This is a genomic window from Streptomyces sp. NPDC055962, from assembly GCF_042270185.1.
GTDB lineage: Bacteria > Actinomycetota > Actinomycetes > Streptomycetales > Streptomycetaceae > Streptomyces.
Map to the genome: position 1 here is coordinate 61,958 of NZ_JBHJYN010000002.1, position 21,526 is coordinate 83,483.

General features: G+C 71.2%; 18 protein-coding genes and 1 other RNA gene. 17 read left to right on the forward strand and 2 right to left on the reverse strand.

Translation table 11 applies throughout. The features are described 5' to 3' along the window. Positions 1-52 precede the first annotated feature (52 nt). Positions 53-244, reverse strand: coding sequence for a hypothetical protein (locus ACFC51_RS05605; protein ID WP_376375046.1), 192 nt, complete (start codon positions 242-244; stop codon positions 53-55). 258 nt (positions 245-502) lie between these two features. Here ACFC51_RS05605 and ftsE point away from each other — a divergent pair, with 258 nt between their 5' ends. From ftsE to ssrA, 5 genes are all read left to right on the forward strand, one after another. After that, the gene (gene ftsE, locus ACFC51_RS05610; protein ID WP_014046319.1) at positions 503-1,192 is read left to right on the forward strand and encodes a cell division ATP-binding protein FtsE; all 690 of its coding nucleotides are present in this window, start codon (positions 503-505) and stop codon (positions 1,190-1,192) included. 23 nt (positions 1,193-1,215) lie between these two features. Then, entirely contained in the window at positions 1,216-2,136 is a 921-nt protein-coding gene (ftsX, locus tag ACFC51_RS05615) for a permease-like cell division protein FtsX (protein WP_376375042.1), read from the forward strand. A gap of 68 nt (positions 2,137-2,204) precedes the next feature. Then, the gene (locus ACFC51_RS05620; protein WP_376375039.1) at positions 2,205-3,392 is read left to right on the forward strand and encodes a S41 family peptidase; all 1,188 of its coding nucleotides are present in this window, start codon (positions 2,205-2,207) and stop codon (positions 3,390-3,392) included. Positions 3,393-3,410: 18 nt separating this feature from the next. Then, complete coding sequence (gene smpB / locus ACFC51_RS05625) at positions 3,411-3,899, forward strand: SsrA-binding protein SmpB (RefSeq protein WP_376375036.1); 489 nt, start codon at positions 3,411-3,413, stop codon at positions 3,897-3,899. Between the two features lie 120 nt (positions 3,900-4,019). Then, positions 4,020-4,406: a transfer-messenger RNA gene (gene ssrA / locus ACFC51_RS05630) on the forward strand. A gap of 113 nt (positions 4,407-4,519) precedes the next feature. On the opposite strand, the gene ACFC51_RS05635 is transcribed toward ssrA, so the two are convergent. After that, complete coding sequence (locus ACFC51_RS05635; protein WP_376527110.1) at positions 4,520-5,767, reverse strand: MFS transporter; 1,248 nt, start codon at positions 5,765-5,767, stop codon at positions 4,520-4,522. 28 nt (positions 5,768-5,795) lie between these two features. Here ACFC51_RS05635 and ACFC51_RS05640 point away from each other — a divergent pair, with 28 nt between their 5' ends. The 12 genes from ACFC51_RS05640 (at position 5,796) to ACFC51_RS05695 (ending at position 21,241) form a co-directional block, all read left to right on the forward strand. Continuing rightward, entirely contained in the window at positions 5,796-6,767 is a 972-nt protein-coding gene (locus ACFC51_RS05640) for a LysR family transcriptional regulator (protein ID WP_376527112.1), read from the forward strand. Positions 6,768-6,935: 168 nt separating this feature from the next. Then, positions 6,936-7,589 carry a hypothetical protein gene (locus ACFC51_RS05645; RefSeq protein WP_376375104.1) on the forward strand — a complete coding sequence of 218 codons (654 nt, stop codon included), beginning with the start codon at positions 6,936-6,938 and terminating at the stop codon, positions 7,587-7,589. Then, positions 7,590-9,782: a glycosyltransferase gene (locus ACFC51_RS05650; RefSeq protein WP_376375027.1), complete on the forward strand. Its 2,193-nt coding sequence runs from the start codon at positions 7,590-7,592 to the stop codon at positions 9,780-9,782. It begins immediately after the preceding gene. Further along, complete coding sequence (locus ACFC51_RS05655; protein ID WP_376375024.1) at positions 9,779-11,185, forward strand: acyltransferase family protein; 1,407 nt, start codon at positions 9,779-9,781, stop codon at positions 11,183-11,185. The genes ACFC51_RS05650 and ACFC51_RS05655 overlap by 4 nt, the downstream gene beginning before the upstream one ends. A gap of 180 nt (positions 11,186-11,365) precedes the next feature. Further along, on the forward strand, positions 11,366-12,697 hold the full coding sequence (locus tag ACFC51_RS05660; protein ID WP_376527114.1) for a nitrate/nitrite transporter: 1,332 nt from the start codon (positions 11,366-11,368) through the stop codon (positions 12,695-12,697). Between the two features lie 130 nt (positions 12,698-12,827). Continuing rightward, positions 12,828-13,973 (forward strand): uroporphyrinogen-III synthase, encoded by a 1,146-nt coding sequence (locus ACFC51_RS05665; protein WP_376527116.1) that lies wholly within the window; start codon positions 12,828-12,830, stop codon positions 13,971-13,973. A gap of 21 nt (positions 13,974-13,994) precedes the next feature. Continuing rightward, the gene (locus ACFC51_RS05670; protein WP_376375015.1) at positions 13,995-14,558 is read left to right on the forward strand and encodes a GNAT family N-acetyltransferase; all 564 of its coding nucleotides are present in this window, start codon (positions 13,995-13,997) and stop codon (positions 14,556-14,558) included. A gap of 172 nt (positions 14,559-14,730) precedes the next feature. Continuing rightward, positions 14,731-15,324, forward strand: a complete 594-nt coding sequence (locus tag ACFC51_RS05675; RefSeq protein WP_376375012.1) for a CGNR zinc finger domain-containing protein — start codon at positions 14,731-14,733, stop codon at positions 15,322-15,324. A gap of 122 nt (positions 15,325-15,446) precedes the next feature. Next, positions 15,447-16,034, forward strand: a complete 588-nt coding sequence (locus ACFC51_RS05680; RefSeq protein ID WP_376375009.1) for a sigma-70 family RNA polymerase sigma factor — start codon at positions 15,447-15,449, stop codon at positions 16,032-16,034. Further along, positions 16,031-16,903, forward strand: coding sequence for an anti-sigma factor family protein (locus ACFC51_RS05685; protein WP_376375006.1), 873 nt, complete (start codon positions 16,031-16,033; stop codon positions 16,901-16,903). The genes ACFC51_RS05680 and ACFC51_RS05685 overlap by 4 nt, the downstream gene beginning before the upstream one ends. Before the next feature lie 84 nt (positions 16,904-16,987). Beyond that, entirely contained in the window at positions 16,988-19,357 is a 2,370-nt protein-coding gene (locus tag ACFC51_RS05690; protein WP_376527118.1) for a HelD family protein, read from the forward strand. A 450-nt stretch (positions 19,358-19,807) separates the two neighbouring features. Beyond that, entirely contained in the window at positions 19,808-21,241 is a 1,434-nt protein-coding gene (locus ACFC51_RS05695) for an NAD-dependent malic enzyme (protein WP_376375000.1), read from the forward strand. Positions 21,242-21,526: the final 285 nt, after the last annotated feature.

Genomic DNA, 21,526 nt, shown 5'->3' on the forward strand with positions numbered 1-21,526 from the left:
CCGTACGCGCACGCCTCAGCCCTGCTGGGCGGGCGGCGACGCGGCTTCCCGCTCAGACGGCCTGGTGTGCCAGCAGGGCCAGGGCGGCCACCAGGATCACCATCAGCGCTATCAGCATCGCGGGGTTGAGCCCCGCGAACATCCCCTGCTCCTGCATGCGCTCCCGGCTCGCCCGGCAGACACGGCAGCGGCCCTCGCTCACGGGCGCCGCGCAGTTCGCGCACACCAGTCGGTCATAGGTCATGCGCACTCCTCCTCCCGCGCGGCGGAGCCGCATCCACGTTCTCTCCGCACAACGCTCAGGGAAACGCAACCGTTCCCCCTACCACTGTGCCAGCTCGCGGCGGTTTCGGCGCGGCCCGCCGGACAAGGTCCGGCACGCCCCGTTTCGTTCCGTACCGCGTTCCGTCACAAATCCCTCATTGCCGGACGCCGACTGCACGCGCTCACCCGGTTCGCGTATGGTCACGCTCACCTACCCCCGGCCGACCGTGGTGCATCCGTGATCCGATTCGACAACGTCTCCAAGACCTACCCGAAGCAGAGCCGCCCAGCTCTCCGGGACGTCTCACTCGACATCGAGAAGGGCGAGTTCGTCTTCCTGGTGGGCTCCTCCGGCTCCGGCAAGTCCACCTTCATGCGGCTCATCCTCCGGGAGGAGCGCGCCAGTCAGGGCATGGTCCATGTCCTCGGCAAGGACCTCGCGCGGCTGTCCAACTGGAAGGTGCCGCAGATGCGCCGCCAGCTGGGCACGGTGTTCCAGGACTTCCGCCTCCTCCCCAACAAGACCGTCGCCGAGAACGTGGCCTTCGCGCAGGAGGTCATCGGCAAGCCCCGCGGTGAGATCCGCAAGGCGGTGCCGCAGGTTCTCGACCTCGTCGGACTCGGGGGCAAGGAGGACCGGATGCCCGGTGAGCTCTCCGGCGGTGAGCAGCAACGTGTCGCGATCGCGCGGGCGTTCGTCAACCGCCCCATGCTGCTGATCGCGGACGAGCCGACCGGCAACCTCGACCCGCAGACCTCCGTGGGCATCATGAAGCTGCTGGACCGGATCAACCGGACCGGCACCACCGTGATCATGGCGACCCACGACCAGAACATCGTCGACCAGATGCGCAAGCGCGTCATCGAGCTCGAGCAGGGCCGTCTCGTACGTGACCAGGCGCGTGGCGTCTACGGCTACCAGCACTGAGCATCGAGTACTGAAAGGACGCCATGCGCGCCCAGTTCGTCCTGTCGGAGATCGGCGTCGGTCTTCGTCGCAACCTCACGATGACCTTCGCGGTCGTGGTCTCCGTCGCCCTCTCGCTCGCCCTGTTCGGCGGTGCGCTGTTGATGCGCGAGCAGGTCAGCTCGATGAAGACCTACTGGTACGACAAGGTCAACGTCTCGATCTTCCTCTGCAACAAGAACGACGCCAAGGACGTCCCCAAGTGCGCCAAGGGCGCCGTCACGGCGGAGCAGAAGAAGGAGATCAAGGCCGACCTCGAGAAGATGGAGGCCGTCCAGAAGCCCGTCCTCTTCGAAAACGTCGACGACGCGTACAAGCACTACCAGGAGCAGTTCGGCGACTCGCCGATGGCCGGCAACATCACGCCGGACCAGATGCAGGAGTCGTTCCGGGTCAAGCTCAAGGACCCGCAGAAGTACAAGGTGGTCGCGACGGCCTTCGCGGGACGTGACGGGGTGCAGTCCGTCCAGGACCAGCGCAGCATCCTCGACAACCTCTTCGGGCTGATGAACGGCATGAACGTGGCCGCGATCTTCCTGATGGGGCTGATGCTGGTCATTGCGCTGATGCTCATCGTGAACACCGTCCGCGTCTCGGCGTTCAGCCGGAGGCGGGAGACGGGCATCATGCGGCTGGTGGGGGCCTCGGGCTTCTACATCCAGATGCCGTTCATCATGGAGGCCGCCTTCGCCGGTCTGATCGGCGGACTGCTCGCCTGCGTGATCCTGATAGCCGCTCGGTACTTCCTGATCGACGGTGGTCTCGCGCTCCAGGAGAAGCTGAACCTGATCGACTTCATCGGCTGGGACGCGGTGCTCACGAAGCTTCCGCTGGTGCTCGTGATCGGTCTGCTGATGCCCGCGGTCGCCGCCCTCTTCGCCCTGCGCAAGTACCTCAAGGTGTGACGAGCGCCCCGTCCCGCATGCGGCCAACGCGCCGTGTGCGGACGGGGCGTTGTCCTACACTCGGCCACATGCCGGGCCATACGTACCATTTGAAACCCCGCGGTGTCCGCCGCGGGGCGGCCCTGACGTTGGTGTTCGCGAGTGTGCTGGCCACCGCCGCGGCCACCGGGTCCCTGCCCCGCGAGGGCGGCACGGGCACCGAGATAAGGACCCGCGCCGTGTCCTCCACCGTCGGTTCCGTCGACCGCGAGGAGATCGCGGAGGCCGTCGCCGACGCCGAGGCCGACGGGAAGTCGGGCACGGACGCCGCCGAGGAGGTCGTCAGCCGCAGCGGCGACCGCTGGGGGGCGGTCTACGACGAGCGGGAGTACGAGGAGCTCGAGCAGGCCCTCGACGGCTCGTACACCGGTGTGGGGATCTCCGCCCGCCGCTCGGCCCGTGGCGAGGTCACGGTGACGGCGGTCCAGCCCGGCGGGCCGGCGGACCGGGCGGGCGTGCGCAGGGGCGACCTGGTGCGCACCCTCGACGGCCGGCCCGTGGAGAAGCGCCCCGTCGCCGAGGTCGTCGCGCTGCTGCGCGGGGACCGCACCAAGGCGGCCGAGGGCTCCTCCGTCGTCCTCGGGCTGAGCCGCGGCGGTCACTCCTGGACGACGACCCTGCGCAGGGCGCGGCTCAGCACCGACCCGGTGAGCGTCCGGCGCCTCGGGCGGTCCCCTTCCTCCGCCGTGCTGATCAAGGTCTCCGCGTTCACCAAGGGCGCCGGAACCGCCGTGCGCGACGCCGTGGACGAGGCGCCGGGGGACGCGGGCATCCTCCTGGACCTCCGGGCCAACGCGGGCGGTCTCGTCACCGAGGCCGTCACCGCCTCCTCCGCCTTCCTCGACGGCGGCCTGGTCGCCACCTACGACGTGCACGGTGAGCAGCGCGCGCTGTACGCCGACCCCGGAGGGAACACCGAGCGGCCCGTGGTGGTCCTGGTGGACGGGGGCACGATGAGCGCCGCCGAACTGCTGACCGGTGCGCTCCAGGACCGGGGCAGGGCCGTCACCGTCGGGTCCCGCACCTTCGGCAAGGGCTCCGTGCAGATGCCCAGCAAGCTCCCGGGCGGTTCGGTGGCCGAGCTGACCGTCGGGCACTACCGCACTCCGGCCGGCCGCAGCGTCGAGGGGAGCGGCATCACACCGGACGTCGGGGCGGGCCCGGAGGCCCAGCAGCGGGGCGAGACGGTATTGAGTGGCCTCGGGGGTGGGTCGTAGTGCGAAAATGACCGCACTATGGCCAAGGAAAAAGACACCGGGCGCAAGATGATCGCGCAGAACAAGAAGGCGCGGCACGACTACCACGTCCTCGACACCTACGAGTGCGGTCTCGTACTCATGGGTACGGAGGTCAAGTCGCTGCGGATGGGCAGGGCGTCGCTGGTCGACGGCTTCGTCCAGATCGACAACGGCGAGGCGTGGCTGCACAACATCCACGTCCCGGAGTACGTGCAGGGCACGTGGACCAACCACGCGGCCAAGCGGAAGCGCAAGCTGCTGCTGCACCGGGCCGAGATCGACAAGCTGGAGTCCAAGTCGCAGGAGACGGGTCACACCATCGTGCCCCTCGCCCTGTACTTCAAGGACGGCCGGGTCAAGGTCGAGATCGCGCTCGCCAAGGGCAAGAAGGAGTTCGACAAGCGGCAGACGCTGCGCGAGAAGCAGGACACGCGGGAGACGAACCGCGCGATCGCGGCGGCCCGCCGGCGCCAGCGCAGCGCGTAGGCACCACCCGGTCCGGGGCGCGCGCCCGGGGCCGCCGGAATACGGTGGCATCCGTGCGCGTTGGTCACGTACGATGGGCCGTGCACCTCAGCGAAGGTGCGCGATTTGAAAAATCAACATGGGGATGATCGGTTTCGACAGCGGATGTCGAGGCAGGGGAAGCGAGTCGAGGAAGCGACAATGATCTCGTAAACCATATGTCGCAAACAATAATCGCCACTTCTAAGCGCGATTCCTCCGCCTTCGCCCTCGCTGCCTAATTAGCAGCTAGCGAAGACTCTGCGGAGTGTCAGCCCGGGGGTGATCCCGACCCGGATCCTGGCATCAACTAGGGATCTAAACTTCTAGGCCCGGTCACGGGGCCTGGAAGGAAATCAAACAGTGGCTGAGCCTGTCGGAGGCTTGTTCGCGTGACCTCCGGGGCCGAGAAAAGCGCAGCGAACTGCACTCGGAGAAGCCCTGGTTCTGCACCGTTGGACGCGGGTTCGATTCCCGCCATCTCCACAATTCCCATGTGAACGAGGACCCCGTTGCCCCTGGCAGCGGGGTCCTCGTTTTTTGTGCCGCCCCATCGGGGCCCGTCTCCGCCCCACCGGGTTCCCCTCTCTGTCCCGCCGGCCTCAGGCTCTGCGTGTCCCGACCGCGGCGACGGCCAGGGCGAGGGCCGCCGCGCACATGGGGACGGCGTAGCCGGTCACCGTGCCGGAGTGCTCCACCGTCCAGCCGCCGACCGCAGAACCCGCGGCTATGCCGCCCAGCAGCGCGGTGACGGCGAGCGTCATGCCCTCGTTCAGCTGGGCCCGCGGGGTCAGCCGCTGGATCAGGGTCATGCCCGTGACCATGGTCGGCGCGGTGGCCGCGCCCGCCAGCAGCAGGCAGCCCGCGAGGACGGGCAGGGAGCCGGTCGTCGCCGCGGCGGCCAGGGGGAGCGACATCAGCGCGGTCATCCCCGCCAGGCAGAGCATCAGCAGGTGTCCGGCGTGCGCCGCGGGGCGGAGGGAGCCGTAGAGCAGCCCGGCCACGCAGGAGCCGCCGGCCTGGAGGGCGAGGATCGCGCCTCCGGCATGGGCGATCGAGACGACCTCCATGGCACCGAAGACCGCGCCCGTCGCGAGGAAGACGGCGAGCAGCGCGGGGACCCCGGGGGTGCGCAGAGGTGAGGCGGTCCGGGTGCGGGGTGCCACCGGGGGTTCCGTCGCGCGCTGCGCGGCGAACACGAGGACCCCGGTCATCAGCAGGATCGCGCCGGTGAGGGTGCCGGCCTCGGGGAAGAGCGCCCCGCAGAGGGAGGCGGCGAGCACCGGACCGAGCATGAAGCACAGCTCGTCGGCGGCCTGTTCGAAGGAGTTCGCCGCATGCAGGGCCGCGGTGTCGCCCTGGTGCAGATGGGCCCAGCGGGCCCGTGACATGCCGCCGGTGTTGGGGGTGGTGGCCGTCGCGGCGTAGGCGGCGAAGAGGGTCCAGACCGGTGCGTCGTGGTGCACGCAGAGGACCAGGGCCACGGAGCCCGCCACCGCCACGGCGGTGGCGGGTACCGCGACCCGGGCCTGGCCGTACCGGTCGACGAGGCGTGCGGTCCAGGGGGCGACCAGGGCGGTCGCGGCCAGTCCGGTCGCGGTGACGGCCCCGGCCAGGGCGTACGAGCCGTGCGCCCCGGCGATCATGATGACGGCGCTGACGCTGAACATCCCCATGGGCAGCCTGGCGAGCAGGTTCCCCGCGGTGAAGGCACGGGCGCCGGGGGTGGCGAGCAGCCGGAGGTACGGGTGGCGCGATGCCGGAGGGCGGGCCGGGGCGGTGGTTTCGTGGGACACGCGTTCACCCTCGGGCCGGCGCTCCGCGGCGTCCAACACCTGTTCGGAGCACATTCACGCACATCTGTTGTAAGTTACGGGCGTGGCCGTCCCCGACATCGATCCCCGGCTCCTCCGTGCGTTCGTCGCCGTCGCCGAGGAACTCCACTTCACCCGTGCCGCCGCCCGGCTCTACGTCGCCCAGCAGGCCCTGAGCCGGGACATCCGCCGGCTGGAGCGCGAGCTGGGGAGCGGCCTCTTCGTCCGCACCACGCGGCAGGTGTCGCTCACCGCGGACGGTGAGCGTCTTCTGCCGTTCGCCCGCCGGGTGCTCGACGCGCACGCCGCGCTCTCCGCCGCCTTCGCCGACCCGGCGGACCGCCCGCTCCTCGTCGATCTCAACACCGACGGGATGACGGCGGCGCGCGTGCTCGCCCGCGCGCGGGAGCTCGCGCCGGAGTGCGAGCTGATGGCGCGCTTCGAGAGCGGACTGGCCTGGGCGGCGGACGAGGTGCTCGCGGGACGGCTCGACGTATCCTTCGGGAGGGCGGCCGGTCTCGATCCCGCGGTGCTCGCCCGTCTCTCCGTGCAGCCGGTGCGGTACGAGCCGATGGCCGTCCTCCTGCCGGACGACCATCCGCTGGCCGGGCGTGAGACGGTCGCCATGGGCGAACTGGCCGGTGAGACCGTCTACGCCGGTGCAGGCAACGCGCGTACGTCCGAGTGGACGGATCTCGCGACCGCGCTCTTCGCGGAATGGGACATCGTCCTGGCGCCACCCGCCCCGCTCGCTGTCGGAGTGGCCGAATTCCAACGGGTCATGGCGAAGACGGGGAACCCCGTGCTGGCCGTCGCCGGCTTCCCGCCGCTGCCCGGGACGGTGCTGCGTCCTCTTGTGCGCCCGGTGCCGCTCTCCCCGCTGCTGATGGTGTGGCGCAAGGGTTCCGAGCACCCCGGACTGGCCGCGTTGAGGGCTGCGATCAGGGAACTCGCCGCAGTGGAAGGGTGGATGGTGCGACCACCCACCTCGTGGCTGCCCGAAGCCGATTCGTCACTCATGCGTCACTGTTCATGAACAACACGTGAGACCGCCCCCTGGCCGTCGCCGCCGTGCGCTACATTCGGTGCTTCGGGTGCACGGTGGCAGGTGGCGCGCGGACGGGGTGGGGGCTCCGATCCGATGGCAGGATTCCAGTCATTTCCCGCGCACCTGTTTCATTGAGTGGGGGAAGTGCAAACACCTGTGGAAAATTGGCGCGAAGGTACCCGAACCGGGCACACGCATGAGCCGAGCGATGTCACCGTCCAACTGGACGGACTGGGCCGTCAGCTCTCCGAACTACCTGTTGAACCCGGCGTTCCGGACCCGTCCGACGGGCCGGTGTTCGTCGACGAGAGCGGGCGCCGCAGCAAGACCTACCGGCGTGCGGGCTGGGTGCTCGCCACGATCTGTGCGGTCTACGCGGTGACCCTCGTGGTCGCGGTGGTCGGCGGGAACTCCGCCGCTCCCTGGCTGCCGCTGTCCGGACAGGACGAGAAGCACGCGGAAGAGGTCGAGGTGCGGCCCGCCCCGAGCGACGACGTCGTGTCCCGGAGCCCGGGAGCCACGCCCGACGCCTCCGCCCCGGCCTCCGGATCCGCCTCGGCGACCCCGTCGGACGGCGCGTCCGCGACGGCCCCGTCCGCACCCGGCGCGAGTTCCCCGGCCTCCGCGTCCGTCAGGCCTCCCCGGGAGAACACCTCTTCCGCGCCCGCCGTCCCGGGCCATTCGGCCTCCACGACGCCGGGCGGTGAGCCGTCGGTGTCCACCAGCCCCGAGCCGCCCGTCGAGGAGAGCCCGCCGGCCTCCCCCGACCCCTCGGAATCCCCGGTGCAACCACAAGAAGGCACTCAGTAAATGACGACCCCCGTTTCGCGGGGCAGGCACAACCGGAAGAAGAAGCGGACCGTCCGGCGCAGGCTTCCCATGCGCTATCTGCTTCCGTCGCTCCTTCTTGTGGCCCTGCTCGCCATGCTCATGCTGCGCGGATACGTGCACAGCGAGATCCTCGCCGACCACCGGATCCAGGCACCGGCCGCCACCACCCAGGTGCCGGACGACGTCCTCGACGGCGGGCCGGTCATCGACGCCCGTACGGCGGGCCAGGACGCCAAGACGCTCCGGATACCCGACCACAAGATCGTCCTGACCTTCGACGACGGCCCCGACCCGGTCTGGACCCCGCGGGTCCTGGACGAGCTCAGGAAGCACCACGCGCACGGCGTCTTCTTCGTCACCGGCACCATGGCGTCGCGCTACCCGGACCTGGTGCAGCGGATGGTCGACGAGGGGCACGAGGTCGGACTGCACACCTTCAACCACCCCGACCTCTCGTTCCAGTCCACCAGCCGCATCGACTGGGAGCTCTCCCAGAACCAGCTGGTGCTGGCGGGAGCGGCCGGCATCCGTACGTCGCTGTTCCGCCCCCCGTACTCCTCGTTCTCCGACGCCATGGACAACAAGTCCTGGCCGGTCACGCAGTACATCGGCAGCCGTGGCTACCTCACCGTCGTGAACAACACCGACAGCGAGGACTGGAAGCGCCCCGGCGTGCCCGCGATCATCGAGCGCGCCACACCCGAGCACGGTGAGGGCGCCATCATCCTGATGCACGACTCCGGCGGCGACCGGTCCCAGACCGTGTCCGCGCTGGGGGAGTTCCTCCCGCAGATGCAGAAGCGGGGCTACGAGTTCACCGACCTCACCTCGGCACTCGGTGCTCCCAGCGCGCACACCCCGGTCACCGGGTTCGCGCTCTGGAAGGGCAAGGCGTTCATCGGGGCGGTGAAGATCTCCGAGAACGTCACCGGCGTCCTGGTGGTCGGCCTCGCCGTCATCGGCGTCCTGGTGATGGTCCGCTTCGGGCTGATGCTGCTGCTCTCCTTCCTGCACGCCAGGAAGGTGCGCCGCAGGAACTTCAGCTGGGGCGAGCCCTTCACCCGCCCGGTGTCCGTCCTGGTGCCCGCCTACAACGAGCGCGAGTGCATCGAGGCCACCGTGCGCTCGCTGGTGGCCAGCGACTACCCGATCGAGGTCATCGTCATCGACGACGGCTCGACCGACAACACGGCCGACCTGGTCGAGGCGATGTGGATCCCGAACGTCCGGGTCGTCCGCCAGCGCAACGCGGGAAAGCCCGCCGCCCTCAACAACGGCATCGCGCACGCCCGTTACGACATCGTCGTGATGATGGACGGCGACACGGTCTTCGAACCCTCCACCGTGCGCGAGCTCGTCCAGCCGTTCGCCGACCCCCGGGTCGGAGCGGTCGCGGGCAACGCCAAGGTCGGCAACCGCGACTCGCTGATCGGGGCCTGGCAGCACATCGAGTACGTGATGGGCTTCAACCTCGACCGCAGGATGTACGACCTCCTGGGCTGCATGCCCACCATCCCCGGTGCGGTCGGCGCCTTCCGGCGGGACGCGCTGGACCGGATCGGCGGCATGAGCGAGGACACCCTCGCCGAGGACACCGACGTCACCATGGCGCTGCACCGCGACGGCTGGCGCGTCGTCTACGCGGAGAACGCCAGGGCCTGGACCGAGGCCCCCGAGTCCGTGCAGCAGCTGTGGTCGCAGCGCTACCGGTGGTCGTACGGCACGATGCAGGCCATCTGGAAGCACCGCCGCGCGGTCGTCGAGCGGGGACCCTCGGGCCGCTTCGGGCGGGTGGGACTGCCGTTCGTCTCGCTGTTCATGGTCGTCGCCCCGCTGCTGGCCCCCCTCATCGACGTCTTCCTCCTGTACGGACTGGTCTTCGGCCCGACGGGGAAGACGGTCGCGGCCTGGTTCGGCGTCCTGCTGGTGCAGGCCGTCTGCGCCGCGTACGCCTTCCGGCTCGACCGGGAGCGCATGACCCATCTGATCTCCCTGCCGCTCCAGCAGATCCTCTACCGGCAGCTGATGTACGTCGTGCTGCTCCAGTCGTGGATCACCGCTCTCACCGGCGGCCGGCTGCGCTGGCAGAAGCTGCGGCGCACGGGCGTGGTGGAGGCACCGGGCGGCACACAGAACCGCCGCAAGGAGACGGACCGGAGGCCGGTGGCATGACCTACCCCGACCGTCCGCGCCACGACGGCGCCGGACACGCGGAAGGCGCCGGCGGCGCCCGGCCGTCCTCCGGCCCCGCCTGGACGCCGTCGCCCCCGCCGGGCGGTGCCACCCGCCCGGCGCACGCCGGCGCCGCGTCCACCGCTCCGTATCCGCCCGCCTCCGGGTACCCCGCCCCGTCGGGCCACCCGGGGCAGGCCCCCGTCGTCACCGTCCCCGCCCCCGCGGCGCACCGGGAGCCGTCGGACACCGTCCCGGGGACCGCTCCCGCACCCCCGGCCGGACCCGGCCGTGACCGCTACCTCGACCTGCTCAGGGCCGTCGCCCTCGTACGCGTCGTCGTCTTCCACCTCTTCGGCTGGGCCTGGCTGACCGTCCTCTTCCCGTCCATGGGCGTGATGTTCGCCCTGGCCGGATCGCTGATGGCCCGCTCACTGTCCCGGCCCGCCCTGAGCGTCGTACGGGGCCGCCTGCGCAGGCTGCTCCCGCCGATGTGGGCGTTCTCGCTCGTCGTCGTGCCGGTGATGTTCGCGCTGAGCTGGAAGCCGGTGAGGGAGGAGGGGCTGTGGTGGTTCATCAAGCTCGGCAGCTACCTCCTCCCGCTCGGCTCGCCTCCGTACCCCGAGGAGAGCGGTTCCGCCGGGGGCTGGCTGGAGCTGAGCTGGGCGGACCAGGCGGCGGGACCGCTCTGGTACATCCGGGCCTACCTCTGGTTCGTGCTCGCCTCGCCCCTGCTGCTCAAGGCGTTCCGCAAGCTGCCGTGGGTCACGCTGCTCGCCCCGGTCGCCCTCACCGCCGTGATCGGGACCGGCCTCGTCACGGTGCCCGGCACCTTCGGTGAGGGGCTCGTCGACTTCGCGGTGTTCGGCTCCTGCTGGATCCTGGGCTTCGCGCACAACGACGGGCTGCTGAAGCGGATCCCGCGCTACCTGGCGGTGTCGTCGGCCGCGATCGTCATGGGCTTCGGCCTGTGGTGGGCGTCCGGCCACCTCACCGAGGAGGGCTGGAACCTCGACGAGATCCCGCTCGCCCAGGCCACCTGGTCCCTCGGCTTCTGCGCGATCCTGCTCGTCTACGCACCGTCCTGGCAGAAGCTCCCCGGCCGGCTCGCCGGGTGGGACGGCCTGGTCACGCTGGCCAACAACAGGGCCGTGACGATCTACCTGTGGCACAACCTGCTGCTCATGGCGGCCGCGCACCTCGTGGACGAGCTCTGGTCCGTCCCGTGGCTGGGCGACACGTTCGGTACGTACATAGAGCAGTCGTACGAGGTGCTGGTCCTCCTCGCGATCTGGCCGCTGATCGGGCTCGCGATCCTGGCGTTCGGCTGGGTCGAGGACGTCGCCGCCCGACGCCGGCCGCGTCTCTGGCCCAACGGGGCCGGCCGGAGGCGCCGGGCCTGAGACCGGCCGAGGGGGTGTGGCGGGTCCGGCTCACCGCACCCCCGAGGGGGGTCCGGCTCACCGCACCCCCCTCGGCCGAGTGAGAGCAAGGTTGCGCACCGGTCACCTCACGGCACCGCACCGAAACGCGGACTCCCTAGCGTCGGCAGGACAACACCCCGACCCCTGTGGAGGCGCGTGATGGCCGGTCGTTGGATCGAGCAGTGGGAGCCGGAGGACGAGACCTTCTGGCGAGAGAAGGGCGAGAAGGTCGCCCGGCGGAACCTGTGGTTCTCCGTGCTCTCCGAGCACATCGGGTTCTCGATCTGGTCCCTGTGGTCCGTCATGGTGCTGTTCATGGGGCCCGAGTACGGCGTGGACCCGGCCGGGAAGTTCTTCCTCATCTCCACGGCCACCCTGGTCGGCGCCCTCGTCCGGGTGCCGTACACCTTCGCGGTCGCGCTGTTCGGCGGGCGCAACTGGACGATCTTCAGCGCCCTGTCGCTCCTGGTGCCGACCGGCGCCGCCTTCTGGGTGATGGAGCCCGGCACCTCGTACACCACGTTCATCGTCGTCGCCGCGCTCACCGGCGTCGGGGGCGGCAACTTCGCCTCCTCGATGACGAACATCAACGCCTTCTTCCCGCTGCGCAAGAAGGGCTGGGCGCTCGGGCTCAACGCCGGCGGCGGGAACATCGGCGTCCCGGTCGTCCAGCTCATCGGTCTCCTGGTGATCGGCACCGCCGGCGCCGCGCACCCGCGGATCGTGCTCGGGGTGTACATCCCGCTGATCGTCGTGGCGGCGCTCGGCGCCGCCCTGCGCATGGACAACCTCCGGCCCGTCCAGAACGACACCGGGGCGGCGCTCCAGGCCGTGCGGGAGCCGCACACCTGGATCATGGCGGTCCTCTACATCGGTACCTTCGGCTCCTTCATCGGCTACAGCTTCGCCTTCGGACTCGTCCTGCAGACGCAGTTCGGCCGGACCCCGCTGCAGGCCGCCTCCCTCACCTTCATCGGCCCGCTGCTCGGCTCCCTGATCCGGCCCGTCGGCGGCCTGCTGGCCGACCGCTTCGGCGGGGCGCGGATCACCCTGTGGAACTTCGCGGGCATGGCCGCCGCGACCGGGGTCGTCGTCCACGCGTCCGGCATCGAGTCGCTCTCGGTGTTCCTCCTCGGCTTCATCGCCCTGTTCGTGCTGACGGGACTGGGCAACGGGTCCACCTTCAAGATGATCCCGGGCATCTTCCACGCCCAGGGGATCGCCAAGGGCCTGGACGGCGAGGAGGCGGCGGCCTACGGGCGGCGGCTCTCCGGGGCGTCCATGGGGCTCATCGGGGCGATCGGGGCCCTGGGCGGTCTCGCGATCAACCTGGCGTTCCGTCAGTCCTTCGCGACCTCGGGCACAGGGACGGCCGCCTTCTGGTGCTTCCTCGGCTTCTACGCCGTCTGCTTCATCCTCACGTGGGCGGTATACCTTCGCCGTACCGAAGCGGTGGCCGCGAAGCCCCAGCTCAGCTACGCCGAGGTGTGAGGATGACCACAGCGCGTCGCAGGACGTAACGGGCGGGAAATACAGGAGAACCGAGACTGTCACGCAGCGTTGACAGTCTCGGTCATCCGCATCATCGAGCAACAGCGGGACGAGAGCCGGGTATCACGCCATGCACGACGACGACGCACAGCACGGGCCCCTGGCGGGCTTCACGGTCGGGGTGACCGCAGCCCGTCGCGCGGAGGAGCTCGGGACGCTCCTCACGCGCAGGGGCGCCTCCGTCATGCACGCGCCCGCCCTGCGGATCGTGCCGCTCGCGGACGACAGCGAACTCCTGGCCGCCACCAAGGAGCTGATCGACACCCCTCCCGACGTCGTGATCGCCACCACCGCCATCGGTTTCAGGGGCTGGGTGGAGGCCGCCGACGGCTGGGGCATCGGTGACGAACTCCTCGACCTGCTCCGCGGCATAGAGGTGCTCGCCCGTGGGCCCAAGGTCAAGGGCGCCATCCGCGCGGCCGGGCTCACCGAGGAGTGGTCGCCGCAGTCCGAGTCGATGGCCGAGGTCCTGGACCGGCTGCTGGACGAGGGCGTCTCGGGCCGCCGGGTCGCCCTCCAGCTGCACGGCGAACCGCTGCCCGGTTTCGTCGAGTCGCTCCGGGCGGCGGGTGCCGAGGTCGTCGGCGTGCCCGTGTACCGGTGGATGCCCCCGGAGGACATCGCCCCGCTCGACCGCATGCTCGACGTCACGGTCGCCCGCGGCCTGGACGCCCTCACCTTCACCAGCGCTCCCGCCGCGGCCTCCTACCTGAACCGCGCGGAGGCCCGGGGCATCCTCCCGGAGGTCCTGTCGGCGCTGAGCCACGACGTCGTCACCGCCTGCGTGGGACCGGTCACCGCCCTTCCCCTGCAGGCCAAGGGCATCGACACCGTCCAGCCGGAACGCTTCCGGCTGGGGCCGCTCGTCCAGGTGCTCTGCGCCCAACTGCCCGCCCGCGCCCGCACGCTGCCCGTCGCCGGCCACTCCGTGGAGATCCGTGGCCACGCCGTGCTGGTCGACGGCGCCCTGCGCTCCGTGCCGCCGGCCGGCATGGCCCTGCTGCACACGCTGGCCCGGAGGCCGGGCTGGGTGGTCGCCCGCGCCGACCTGCTGCGGGCCCTGCCCGGCAGCGGCACCGACGAGCATGCCGTGGAGACGGCGATGGCCCGGCTGCGCTCGGCGCTCGGGGCACCGCGGCTGATCCAGACGGTCGTCAAGCGCGGTTACCGGCTGGCGCTGGACCCCGCTGCGGACACCAAGTACGACGGCGCCTGAGGCGGGGGCTAGCGTGCGGGGATGACCAACGACATCCATCCCCTGCCCGGCGGGGTCGCGCTCAGACCGGTGACCCTCGACGACGCGGAGTCCTTCGCGGCGGCGCTGACCCGCAGCCGCGCGTACATGCGGCGGTGGGAGCCCGTGCGCCCGGACGCCTTCTACACCCCCGAGGGCCAGGTCCAGCGGCTCACCGGGCTGCTGGCCGACCGGGACGCGGGGCGTGCGATGCCCTGGGCGCTGGTCGACGACGAGGACCGGGTCGTGGGGGCCATGACGCTGGCTTCGATCGAACGCGGCCCCTTCCGCAACGCCCGGCTCGGCTACTGGATCGACGTCGACCGGGCCGGCCGCGGTCTGGCGACCGCCGCCGTCACCCGCGTCTGCGAACTGGCGCGGGACGGGCTGGGACTGCACCGGATCGCCGCCGGCACGGTCCTCGACAACACCGCCTCGCAGCGCGTCCTGGCCAAGTGCGGGTTCGAGCGGTACGGCACGGCGCCGCGCTACCTCCACATCAACGGCGCCTGGCAGGACCACCACATGTTCCAGCGGATCCTGCACGACGGCCCTCCGCAGGGCTGAGCGGCGCCTCCCGGGACTGCCGCCGGCCGTCCCTGGGCGGTCCGGCAGGGACGGCCCCGGCCCCCGGCGCCGGGACAGGTTCCGGGCGCCGGGAGGGGTTCCGGGCCGGGACGGTTGCGGGCACTCTGGGGGTGGCTTCCCCCTGGGCGACCCCTGAGGCGGTGACGGGCTCATGACGGCGGGCACGGGTGCGTACGTCCGGCGGTTCGACTCCGGTCGCGTCTGCCTGGACCTGGTGGCGACGGGGGCGGAGACCTCCGGTGCGTGCGAGCGGCTCGGCTCGCCCCCGCTCCTCGCCGAGTGGCTGGTGGCGTCGCGGCTGGTGCCCCGCGGGACCCCGCTGGCAGCCGTCGACGACTCCTGGGTGGCGCGCTTCCTGCACCTGCGCACGTGTGTCGACGGGCTGATGACGGCCCAGCTGGCCGGCGGCACGGCCGACGAGGCCCTGGAGCGCGTCAACGCGCTCGCCGCGGGCGCACCTCCGGGCCTGCGCGCCGTGCGGGCCGAAGGCGGGGTGCTCGTACGGGCGCTGAGCGCCGATCCGGCGTGCGGGGCGCTGCTCGCCGCGGTGGCCCGGGACGCCGTGGATCTGCTGACGGACCCGGTGGCGCGGGCCGGGCTGCGCCGGTGCGAGGGGGACGCCTGCCGGCGGCTCTACCTGGACACCTCGCGGGGGCGGCGGCGCCGGTGGTGCTCCAGCGAGGTCTGCGGCAACCGGGAACGGGTGGCACGCCACCGGCGCCGCGTCAGGGCCGTACGGCCGTGAACGTCACGAACGGTCCCAAAACCGCACCTGTGAAAGAAAGTTGCCCGGTCCTTGAATGAACCGGCGTCCACTTCCGTACCGATGGCCACAGAGCTCGACAGGGTCTCGACCGGGAGGTTCGGGTGCGCAAGGATGCGGCCGTGGCCGATGACCGTCCGCACAGGGCTCGACATCGCGGTGCCCCGCCCCGCTCTCCTTCGGACGTTCCCGACGAGGAGCTGATGCGGGCGCTCTACCGTGAACACGCGGGCCCACTGCTGGCGTACGTCCTGCGACTCGTCGCGGGCGACCGCCAGCGGGCCGAGGACGTGGTGCAGGAGACGCTCATCCGTGCCTGGAAGAACGCCGGTTCGCTCAACCGGGCCACCGGCTCCGTCCGACCCTGGCTGGTGACGGTCGCCCGGCGCATCGTCATCGACGGCCACCGCAGCCGGCAGGCCCGGCCGCGCGAAGTCGATCCGTCGCCGCTGGAGGTCATCCCCGCGGAGGACGAGATAGACAAGGCGCTGTGGCTGATGACCCTCTCGGACGCCCTCGACGATTTGACCCCGGCCCACCGGGAAGCATTGGTCGAGACCTACTTCAGGGGACGTACGGTCAACGAGGCCGCCGAAGTGCTCGGCATACCCAGCGGGACCGTGCGGTCCCGGGTGTTCTACGCACTCCGTTCCATGAAGCTCGCACTCGAGGAGAGGGGGATCACGGCATGAGCGACAGCGACTGGCAGCCCTTCGGGCCCCGGCCGGCCGGTCCCCGCGGACCGTCGGGCCCGCCGGGACCCACCGGGCCGGACGCTCTCTTCGGCTTCCCCCCGGAGGGCCCCGGACACGACGCGGCCGGCGCCTACGCCCTGGGCATCCTCGACGACGCCGAGGCGAGCGCCTTCGAGGCCCATCTGGCCGGATGCGCGCTCTGCGCCGCCCACCTCGACGAGTTCGCCGGTATGGAGCCCGTGCTGGCCATGCTGGCGGAGTCCCCGGCGGCCGCCCCCGGCGCGCGCCCCGTCCCGCACGTCCCGGAACGCCCCGCGCCCCGGCTGCTCGACGGTCTGGTCGACGAGGTCGCGCGGAAGCGGTCGCAGCGCCGCAGGCGCGCCCGGTTCCTGATCGCCGCGGCGGCGGCCCTCGTGATCGGCGGCCCGGTGGTCGCGGTCACCGCCACGGCCGGCGGCGACCCGGGCCGGCAGGTCGAGGCGGCCGACCCGCATCCCACGAGCCCCGCCGAGGACGCCTTCTTCCACCACATGCCGGAGAAGGTACGGGCCACCGACCCCGTCACCCGGGTCGACGCCACGGTCGGCATGGAGCCCAAGGCCTGGGGCACGCACACCGTCCTGGAGCTGAAGAACGTCAAGGGCCCGCAGAAGTGCAGCCTGGTCGCCGTGTCCAGGAGCGGAGAGGAGGAGGTCGTCACCTCCTGGTCCGTGCCGAAGTGGGGATACGGGATCGAGGGTTCCACCCACGAGAGCGCGGCACGCCCGCTCTACGTGCACGGCGGCGCGGCGATGGCGCGCGGGGACATCGACCACTTCGAGGTCCGCACCTTCGACGGCGAGCGGCTCGTGGAGATCGACGCGTAAACGCGACCCGGACGGCAGGTGCGCTCGGGGCCCCCTTTCGCGTACGGTTGACGGCTGCCCGATGCACGTCAGAAGGGGGCCTCGGTGGCCGCGCAGGATGCCGCTGTCGATTCGTTGCGGGACCGGGAGATCGGTGTCGAACAGACACATCTGGACCGGGTCTACCGCCGTCTCGAAGAGAAGATCGACGAGGCGGAATTTCTCATGCAGGACGCCAGCAAACGGGGCCAGGTAGGCACCCCCGGGGCGCTCGCCGAACGGGACGCCCAGGTCTTCCGGGCCGGGGTCCACCTCAACCGGCTGAACAACGAGTTCGAGGACTTCCTCTTCGGACGGATCGACCTGCTGCGGGGCAAGGACGGCGAGCGCGGCCCGGACGGCGCCTTCACCTCGGTGGAGGCGGCCGACGACGCCGTGGGGGAGGACGGCACCGCCGAGATCGCGGAGACGCTCCACATCGGCCGCATAGGAGTACTCGACTCCGACTACGCGCCGCTGGTCATCGACTGGCGCGCGCCGGCCGCCGCGCCGTTCTACCGGTCGACGCCGAAGGAGCCCGGCAGGGTCGTGCGCCGCAGGGTCATCCGCTCCAAGGGCCGCAGGGTCCTCGGTGTCGAGGACGACCTCATGCGCCCGGAGCTGACCGCCTCCCTGGGCGGGGAGAAGCTGCCCGTCATCGGCGACGGCGCCCTCATGGCCGCACTGGGCCAGGCCCGCAGCCACACCATGCGGGACATCGTCTCGTCGATCCAGGCGGAGCAGGACCTGGTGATCCGCGCCCCCGCCGCGTCCGTCACCGAGGTCTCCGGCGGCCCCGGCACCGGGAAGACGGCCGTGGCCCTGCACCGGGCCGCGTACCTCCTCTATCAGGACCGGCGGCGGTACGCGGGCGGCATCCTCGTGGTCTCGCCTACGCCGCTCCTGGTCGCGTACACCGAAGGGGTGCTTCCCTCGCTCGGCGAGGAGGGCCAGGTCGCGATCCGCGCCGTCGGCTCGCTCTCCGACGAGGCCGCGGGCGTGGAGGGCGCGACCACGTACGACGATCCCGCCGTCGCCCGGATCAAGGGCTCGTCCCGGATGCTCCACGTGCTGCGCAAGGCCGCCCGCGGGGCGCTGGAGCAGCCCGCGGCCAGGCCCGCCCCGCAGGAGGGGCAGCTGGAGTTCGGCGAGGCCCCGGCCGAGACCGGTACGCCCACCCGGCTGAGGGTGGTGGCCTTCGGCGCCCGCGTCGAACTGGAGGCGGACGAGCTCCGGCGGATCCGGCACAACGTCCTCGGCGGCACCGCGCCCGTCAACATGCTGCGCCCGCGCGCCCGCAAGCTGCTCCTGGACGCCCTGTGGAACAAGTCGTCGGGGCGGGGCCGCTACACCGACCCCGAACTGGTCGCGGAGCTGCGTTCCTCGTTCGACGAGGACGTGTCCACCGAGACCCCCTTCCTCACCTTCCTGAACGCCTGGTGGCCGGAACTGACCCCTCGCCAGGTGCTGGCCGCGCTCTCCGACGAGCGCCGCCTGAACCGGTGGGCACGCCGGATCCTCAACCAGGGCGAGGTGCGCCGCCTCGCCCGTTCGCTGAGACGGCTGGACGGGGACGGCAAGGGACCGCTCTCCGTCCACGACGTGGCGCTCCTGGACGAGCTCCACACGCTCCTGGGCACTCCCGCCCGTCCCAAGCGGAAGCGGGAGGCCGACCCGCTGGACCAGCTCACGGGGCTGGAGGAGCTGATGCCGCAGCGCGAGGAGACCCAGCGCGAGCGGGCCGAGCGGCTGGCGGCGGAGCGCACCGAGTACGCCCACGTCATCGTCGACGAGGCGCAGGACCTGACGCCGATGCAGTGGCGGATGGTCGGCCGCCGGGGCCGGCACGCCACCTGGACGATCGTCGGCGACGCCGCGCAGTCCTCGTGGTCCGACCCGGACGAGGCGGCGGCCGCCCGGGACGAGGCGCTGGGCAACCGGCCGCGGCGCCGGTTCACGCTCACCGTGAACTACCGCAACCCGGCGGAGATCGCCGAGCTCGCGGCGAAGGTGCTGGCGCTGGCCATGTCGGGGATGGAGTCCCCGTCCGCGGTCCGCTCGACGGGCGTCGAGCCGCGCTTCGAGACCGTCCGGGACGGGGATCTCGCCTCGACGGTCCGCGAGGAGGCCCGCAGGCTCCTCGCCCAGGTGGACGGCACCGTCGGTGTGGTCGTCGCGATGAACCGGCGTGCGGAGGCCCGCGCCTGGCTGGAGGAGCTCGGCGAGCGGGTCGTGGCGCTGGGCAGCCTGGAGGCGAAGGGCCTGGAGTACGACGCCACGGTGGTGGTCTCTCCCGCGGAGATCGCCGACGAGTCGCCGGCGGGACTGCGGGTGCTGTACGTGGCGCTCACCCGTGCGACGCAACAGCTCACCGTCGTCTCCGGGGAGCGTGACATGCCGGACGAGGACGGTGTCCCGGACCTGCTGAGGGACTGAGAGGGGCAGCCGGTGTCCCGCGTGCGGAGTACTTCTCCGAGTCAACACGTCGCGCGGGAATCACTTCTCCGGGGTCTTTGTTAGCCTGGTGTCGGCACCGGTTCGATCCAAGCCCCCGGGCCCAACCTTCGTCGCTACGAGCGACCACTTGCCGCGAGGCGAGCATGGCGGGCCGGTGCCACCCAAGTGAAGAAGACAGACCCGCGTCACCTGCCGGTGACGCGGGTCTGTTTCTGTTTGCGGTGGCGCAGACCCGGCCCGGATCCGGAGTTTCACCGCCTGTCCGGGGTTACGCGGAACGGCTACTTCTCGTATGGTGGAAAAAAGTTTCCGAAAGGTGGCAGTCATTACCTGCTACCGGCCGGTAGGTGCGACGATCGGAACGCACGTGCGGGGCTCTGTCCCCTTCTGCGTGCGGCAACGAAGCTCAGGAAAGCGAAGGACTCGGCCATGGCAACGGCGCCCAGCGTCTCGTACTCGATGACGGTCAGGCTGGAGGTGCCCGCGAGCGGCACAGCGGTCTCCCAGCTCACCACGGCCGTGGAGTCCTCCGGAGGCTCGGTCACCGGCCTCGACGTGACCGCTTCCGGCCACGAGAAGCTGCGGATCGACGTCACGATCGCGGCGTCCTCGACCTCCCACGCGGACGAGATCGTCGAGGGACTGCGCGACATCGAGGGTGTCGTCCTCGGCAAGGTCTCCGACCGTACGTTCCTGATGCACCTCGGCGGCAAGATCGAGATGGCGTCCAAGCACCCCATCCGCAACCGTGACGACCTCTCGATGATCTACACCCCCGGTGTGGCGCGGGTCTGCATGGCGATCGCCGAGAACCCCGAGGACGCCCGCCGTCTGACCATCAAGCGCAACTCCGTCGCGGTGGTCACGGACGGCTCGGCCGTGCTCGGCCTCGGCAACATCGGGCCGATGGCCTCGCTCCCCGTCATGGAGGGCAAGGCGGCCCTCTTCAAGCGCTTCGCCGGCATCGACGCCTGGCCGATCTGCCTGGACACCCAGGACACCGACGCCATCGTCGAGATCGTCAAGGCGATCGCCCCGGGCTTCGCGGGCATCAACCTGGAGGACATCTCCGCACCCCGCTGCTTCGAGATCGAGGCGCGGCTGCGTGAGGCCCTGGACATCCCCGTCTTCCACGACGACCAGCACGGCACCGCCATCGTCGTCCTGGCCGCGCTGACCAACGCGCTGCGCGTGGTGGGCAAGGGGATCGGCGACGTACGGGTCGTCATGTCCGGCGCCGGAGCGGCCGGTACGGCCATCCTGAAGCTGCTGATCGCCGCGGGCGTCAAGCACGCGGTCGTCGCCGACATCCACGGCGTGGTGCACGCGGACCGCGAGGACCTGGTGGACGCCACCCCGGACTCCCCGCTGCGCTGGATCGCCGACAACACCAACCCCGAGGGCTACACCGGCACCCTCAAGGAGGCCGTCGTCGGCTCCGACGTCTTCATCGGCGTCTCCGCCCCCAACGTCCTGGACGGCACCGACGTGGCGGCCATGGCGGACGGCGCCATCGTGTTCGCGCTCGCGAACCCGGACCCCGAGGTCGACCCGGCAATCGCCCGCGAGACGGCGGCTGTTGTCGCCACCGGGCGCTCCGACTTCCCGAACCAGATCAACAACGTACTGGTCTTCCCGGGTGTCTTCCGCGGCCTGCTCGACGCCCAGTCGCGGACCGTCAACACGGAGATGATGCTCGCCGCCGCGCGCGCCCTCGCCGACGTCGTCGCGGAGGACGAGGTGAACGCGAACTACATCATCCCGTCGGTCTTCAACGACAAGGTCGCGGGCGCCGTCGCGGGCGCCGTACGGGAGGCCGCGAAGGCGGCCGGTGTCGCCGAGGCCGCGGGCGACCCGGCGTAGGAACGTCCTCCGGACGGCCCCACCACACGCCGTCCGCGGGGGTCGGCCACGGCTCCTGCGGACGGTGCCGCAGCTCACGTCCGCGCCGTCCGTACGGCGCGTCGCGGGTCGCGGCGTCCCAAACGCCCCTTTAGGGTGGGCGGGCAGCGAGCCCCACAGGCCCGGCATCCGCTGCGGACCGCTCCAACAAGTCGACGGAACGTCATCACAGGCAGTCGGTGGTGCTTTTCGTGTGACGTCAGGGGTTCCGGATTGGCGTTAGCGCCGCAGGTGGGGGCAGGATGC

Coding starts and splice junctions, on each gene's coding strand:
- ACFC51_RS05605 (WP_376375046.1), bottom strand. CDS start 244: ATGACCTATGACCGACTGGTGTGCGCGAACTGCGCGGCGCCCGTGAGC.
- ftsX (WP_376375042.1), top strand. CDS start 1,216: ATGCGCGCCCAGTTCGTCCTGTCGGAGATCGGCGTCGGTCTTCGTCGC.
- ACFC51_RS05620 (WP_376375039.1), top strand. CDS start 2,205: ATGCCGGGCCATACGTACCATTTGAAACCCCGCGGTGTCCGCCGCGGG.
- smpB (WP_376375036.1), top strand. CDS start 3,411: ATGGCCAAGGAAAAAGACACCGGGCGCAAGATGATCGCGCAGAACAAG.
- ACFC51_RS05635 (WP_376527110.1), bottom strand. CDS start 5,767: ATGTGCTCCGAACAGGTGTTGGACGCCGCGGAGCGCCGGCCCGAGGGT.
- ACFC51_RS05650 (WP_376375027.1), top strand. CDS start 7,590: ATGACGACCCCCGTTTCGCGGGGCAGGCACAACCGGAAGAAGAAGCGG.
- ACFC51_RS05655 (WP_376375024.1), top strand. CDS start 9,779: ATGACCTACCCCGACCGTCCGCGCCACGACGGCGCCGGACACGCGGAA.
- ACFC51_RS05660 (WP_376527114.1), top strand. CDS start 11,366: ATGGCCGGTCGTTGGATCGAGCAGTGGGAGCCGGAGGACGAGACCTTC.
- ACFC51_RS05665 (WP_376527116.1), top strand. CDS start 12,828: ATGCACGACGACGACGCACAGCACGGGCCCCTGGCGGGCTTCACGGTC.
- ACFC51_RS05670 (WP_376375015.1), top strand. CDS start 13,995: ATGACCAACGACATCCATCCCCTGCCCGGCGGGGTCGCGCTCAGACCG.
- ACFC51_RS05675 (WP_376375012.1), top strand. CDS start 14,731: ATGACGGCGGGCACGGGTGCGTACGTCCGGCGGTTCGACTCCGGTCGC.
- ACFC51_RS05685 (WP_376375006.1), top strand. CDS start 16,031: ATGAGCGACAGCGACTGGCAGCCCTTCGGGCCCCGGCCGGCCGGTCCC.
- ACFC51_RS05695 (WP_376375000.1), top strand. CDS start 19,808: ATGGCAACGGCGCCCAGCGTCTCGTACTCGATGACGGTCAGGCTGGAG.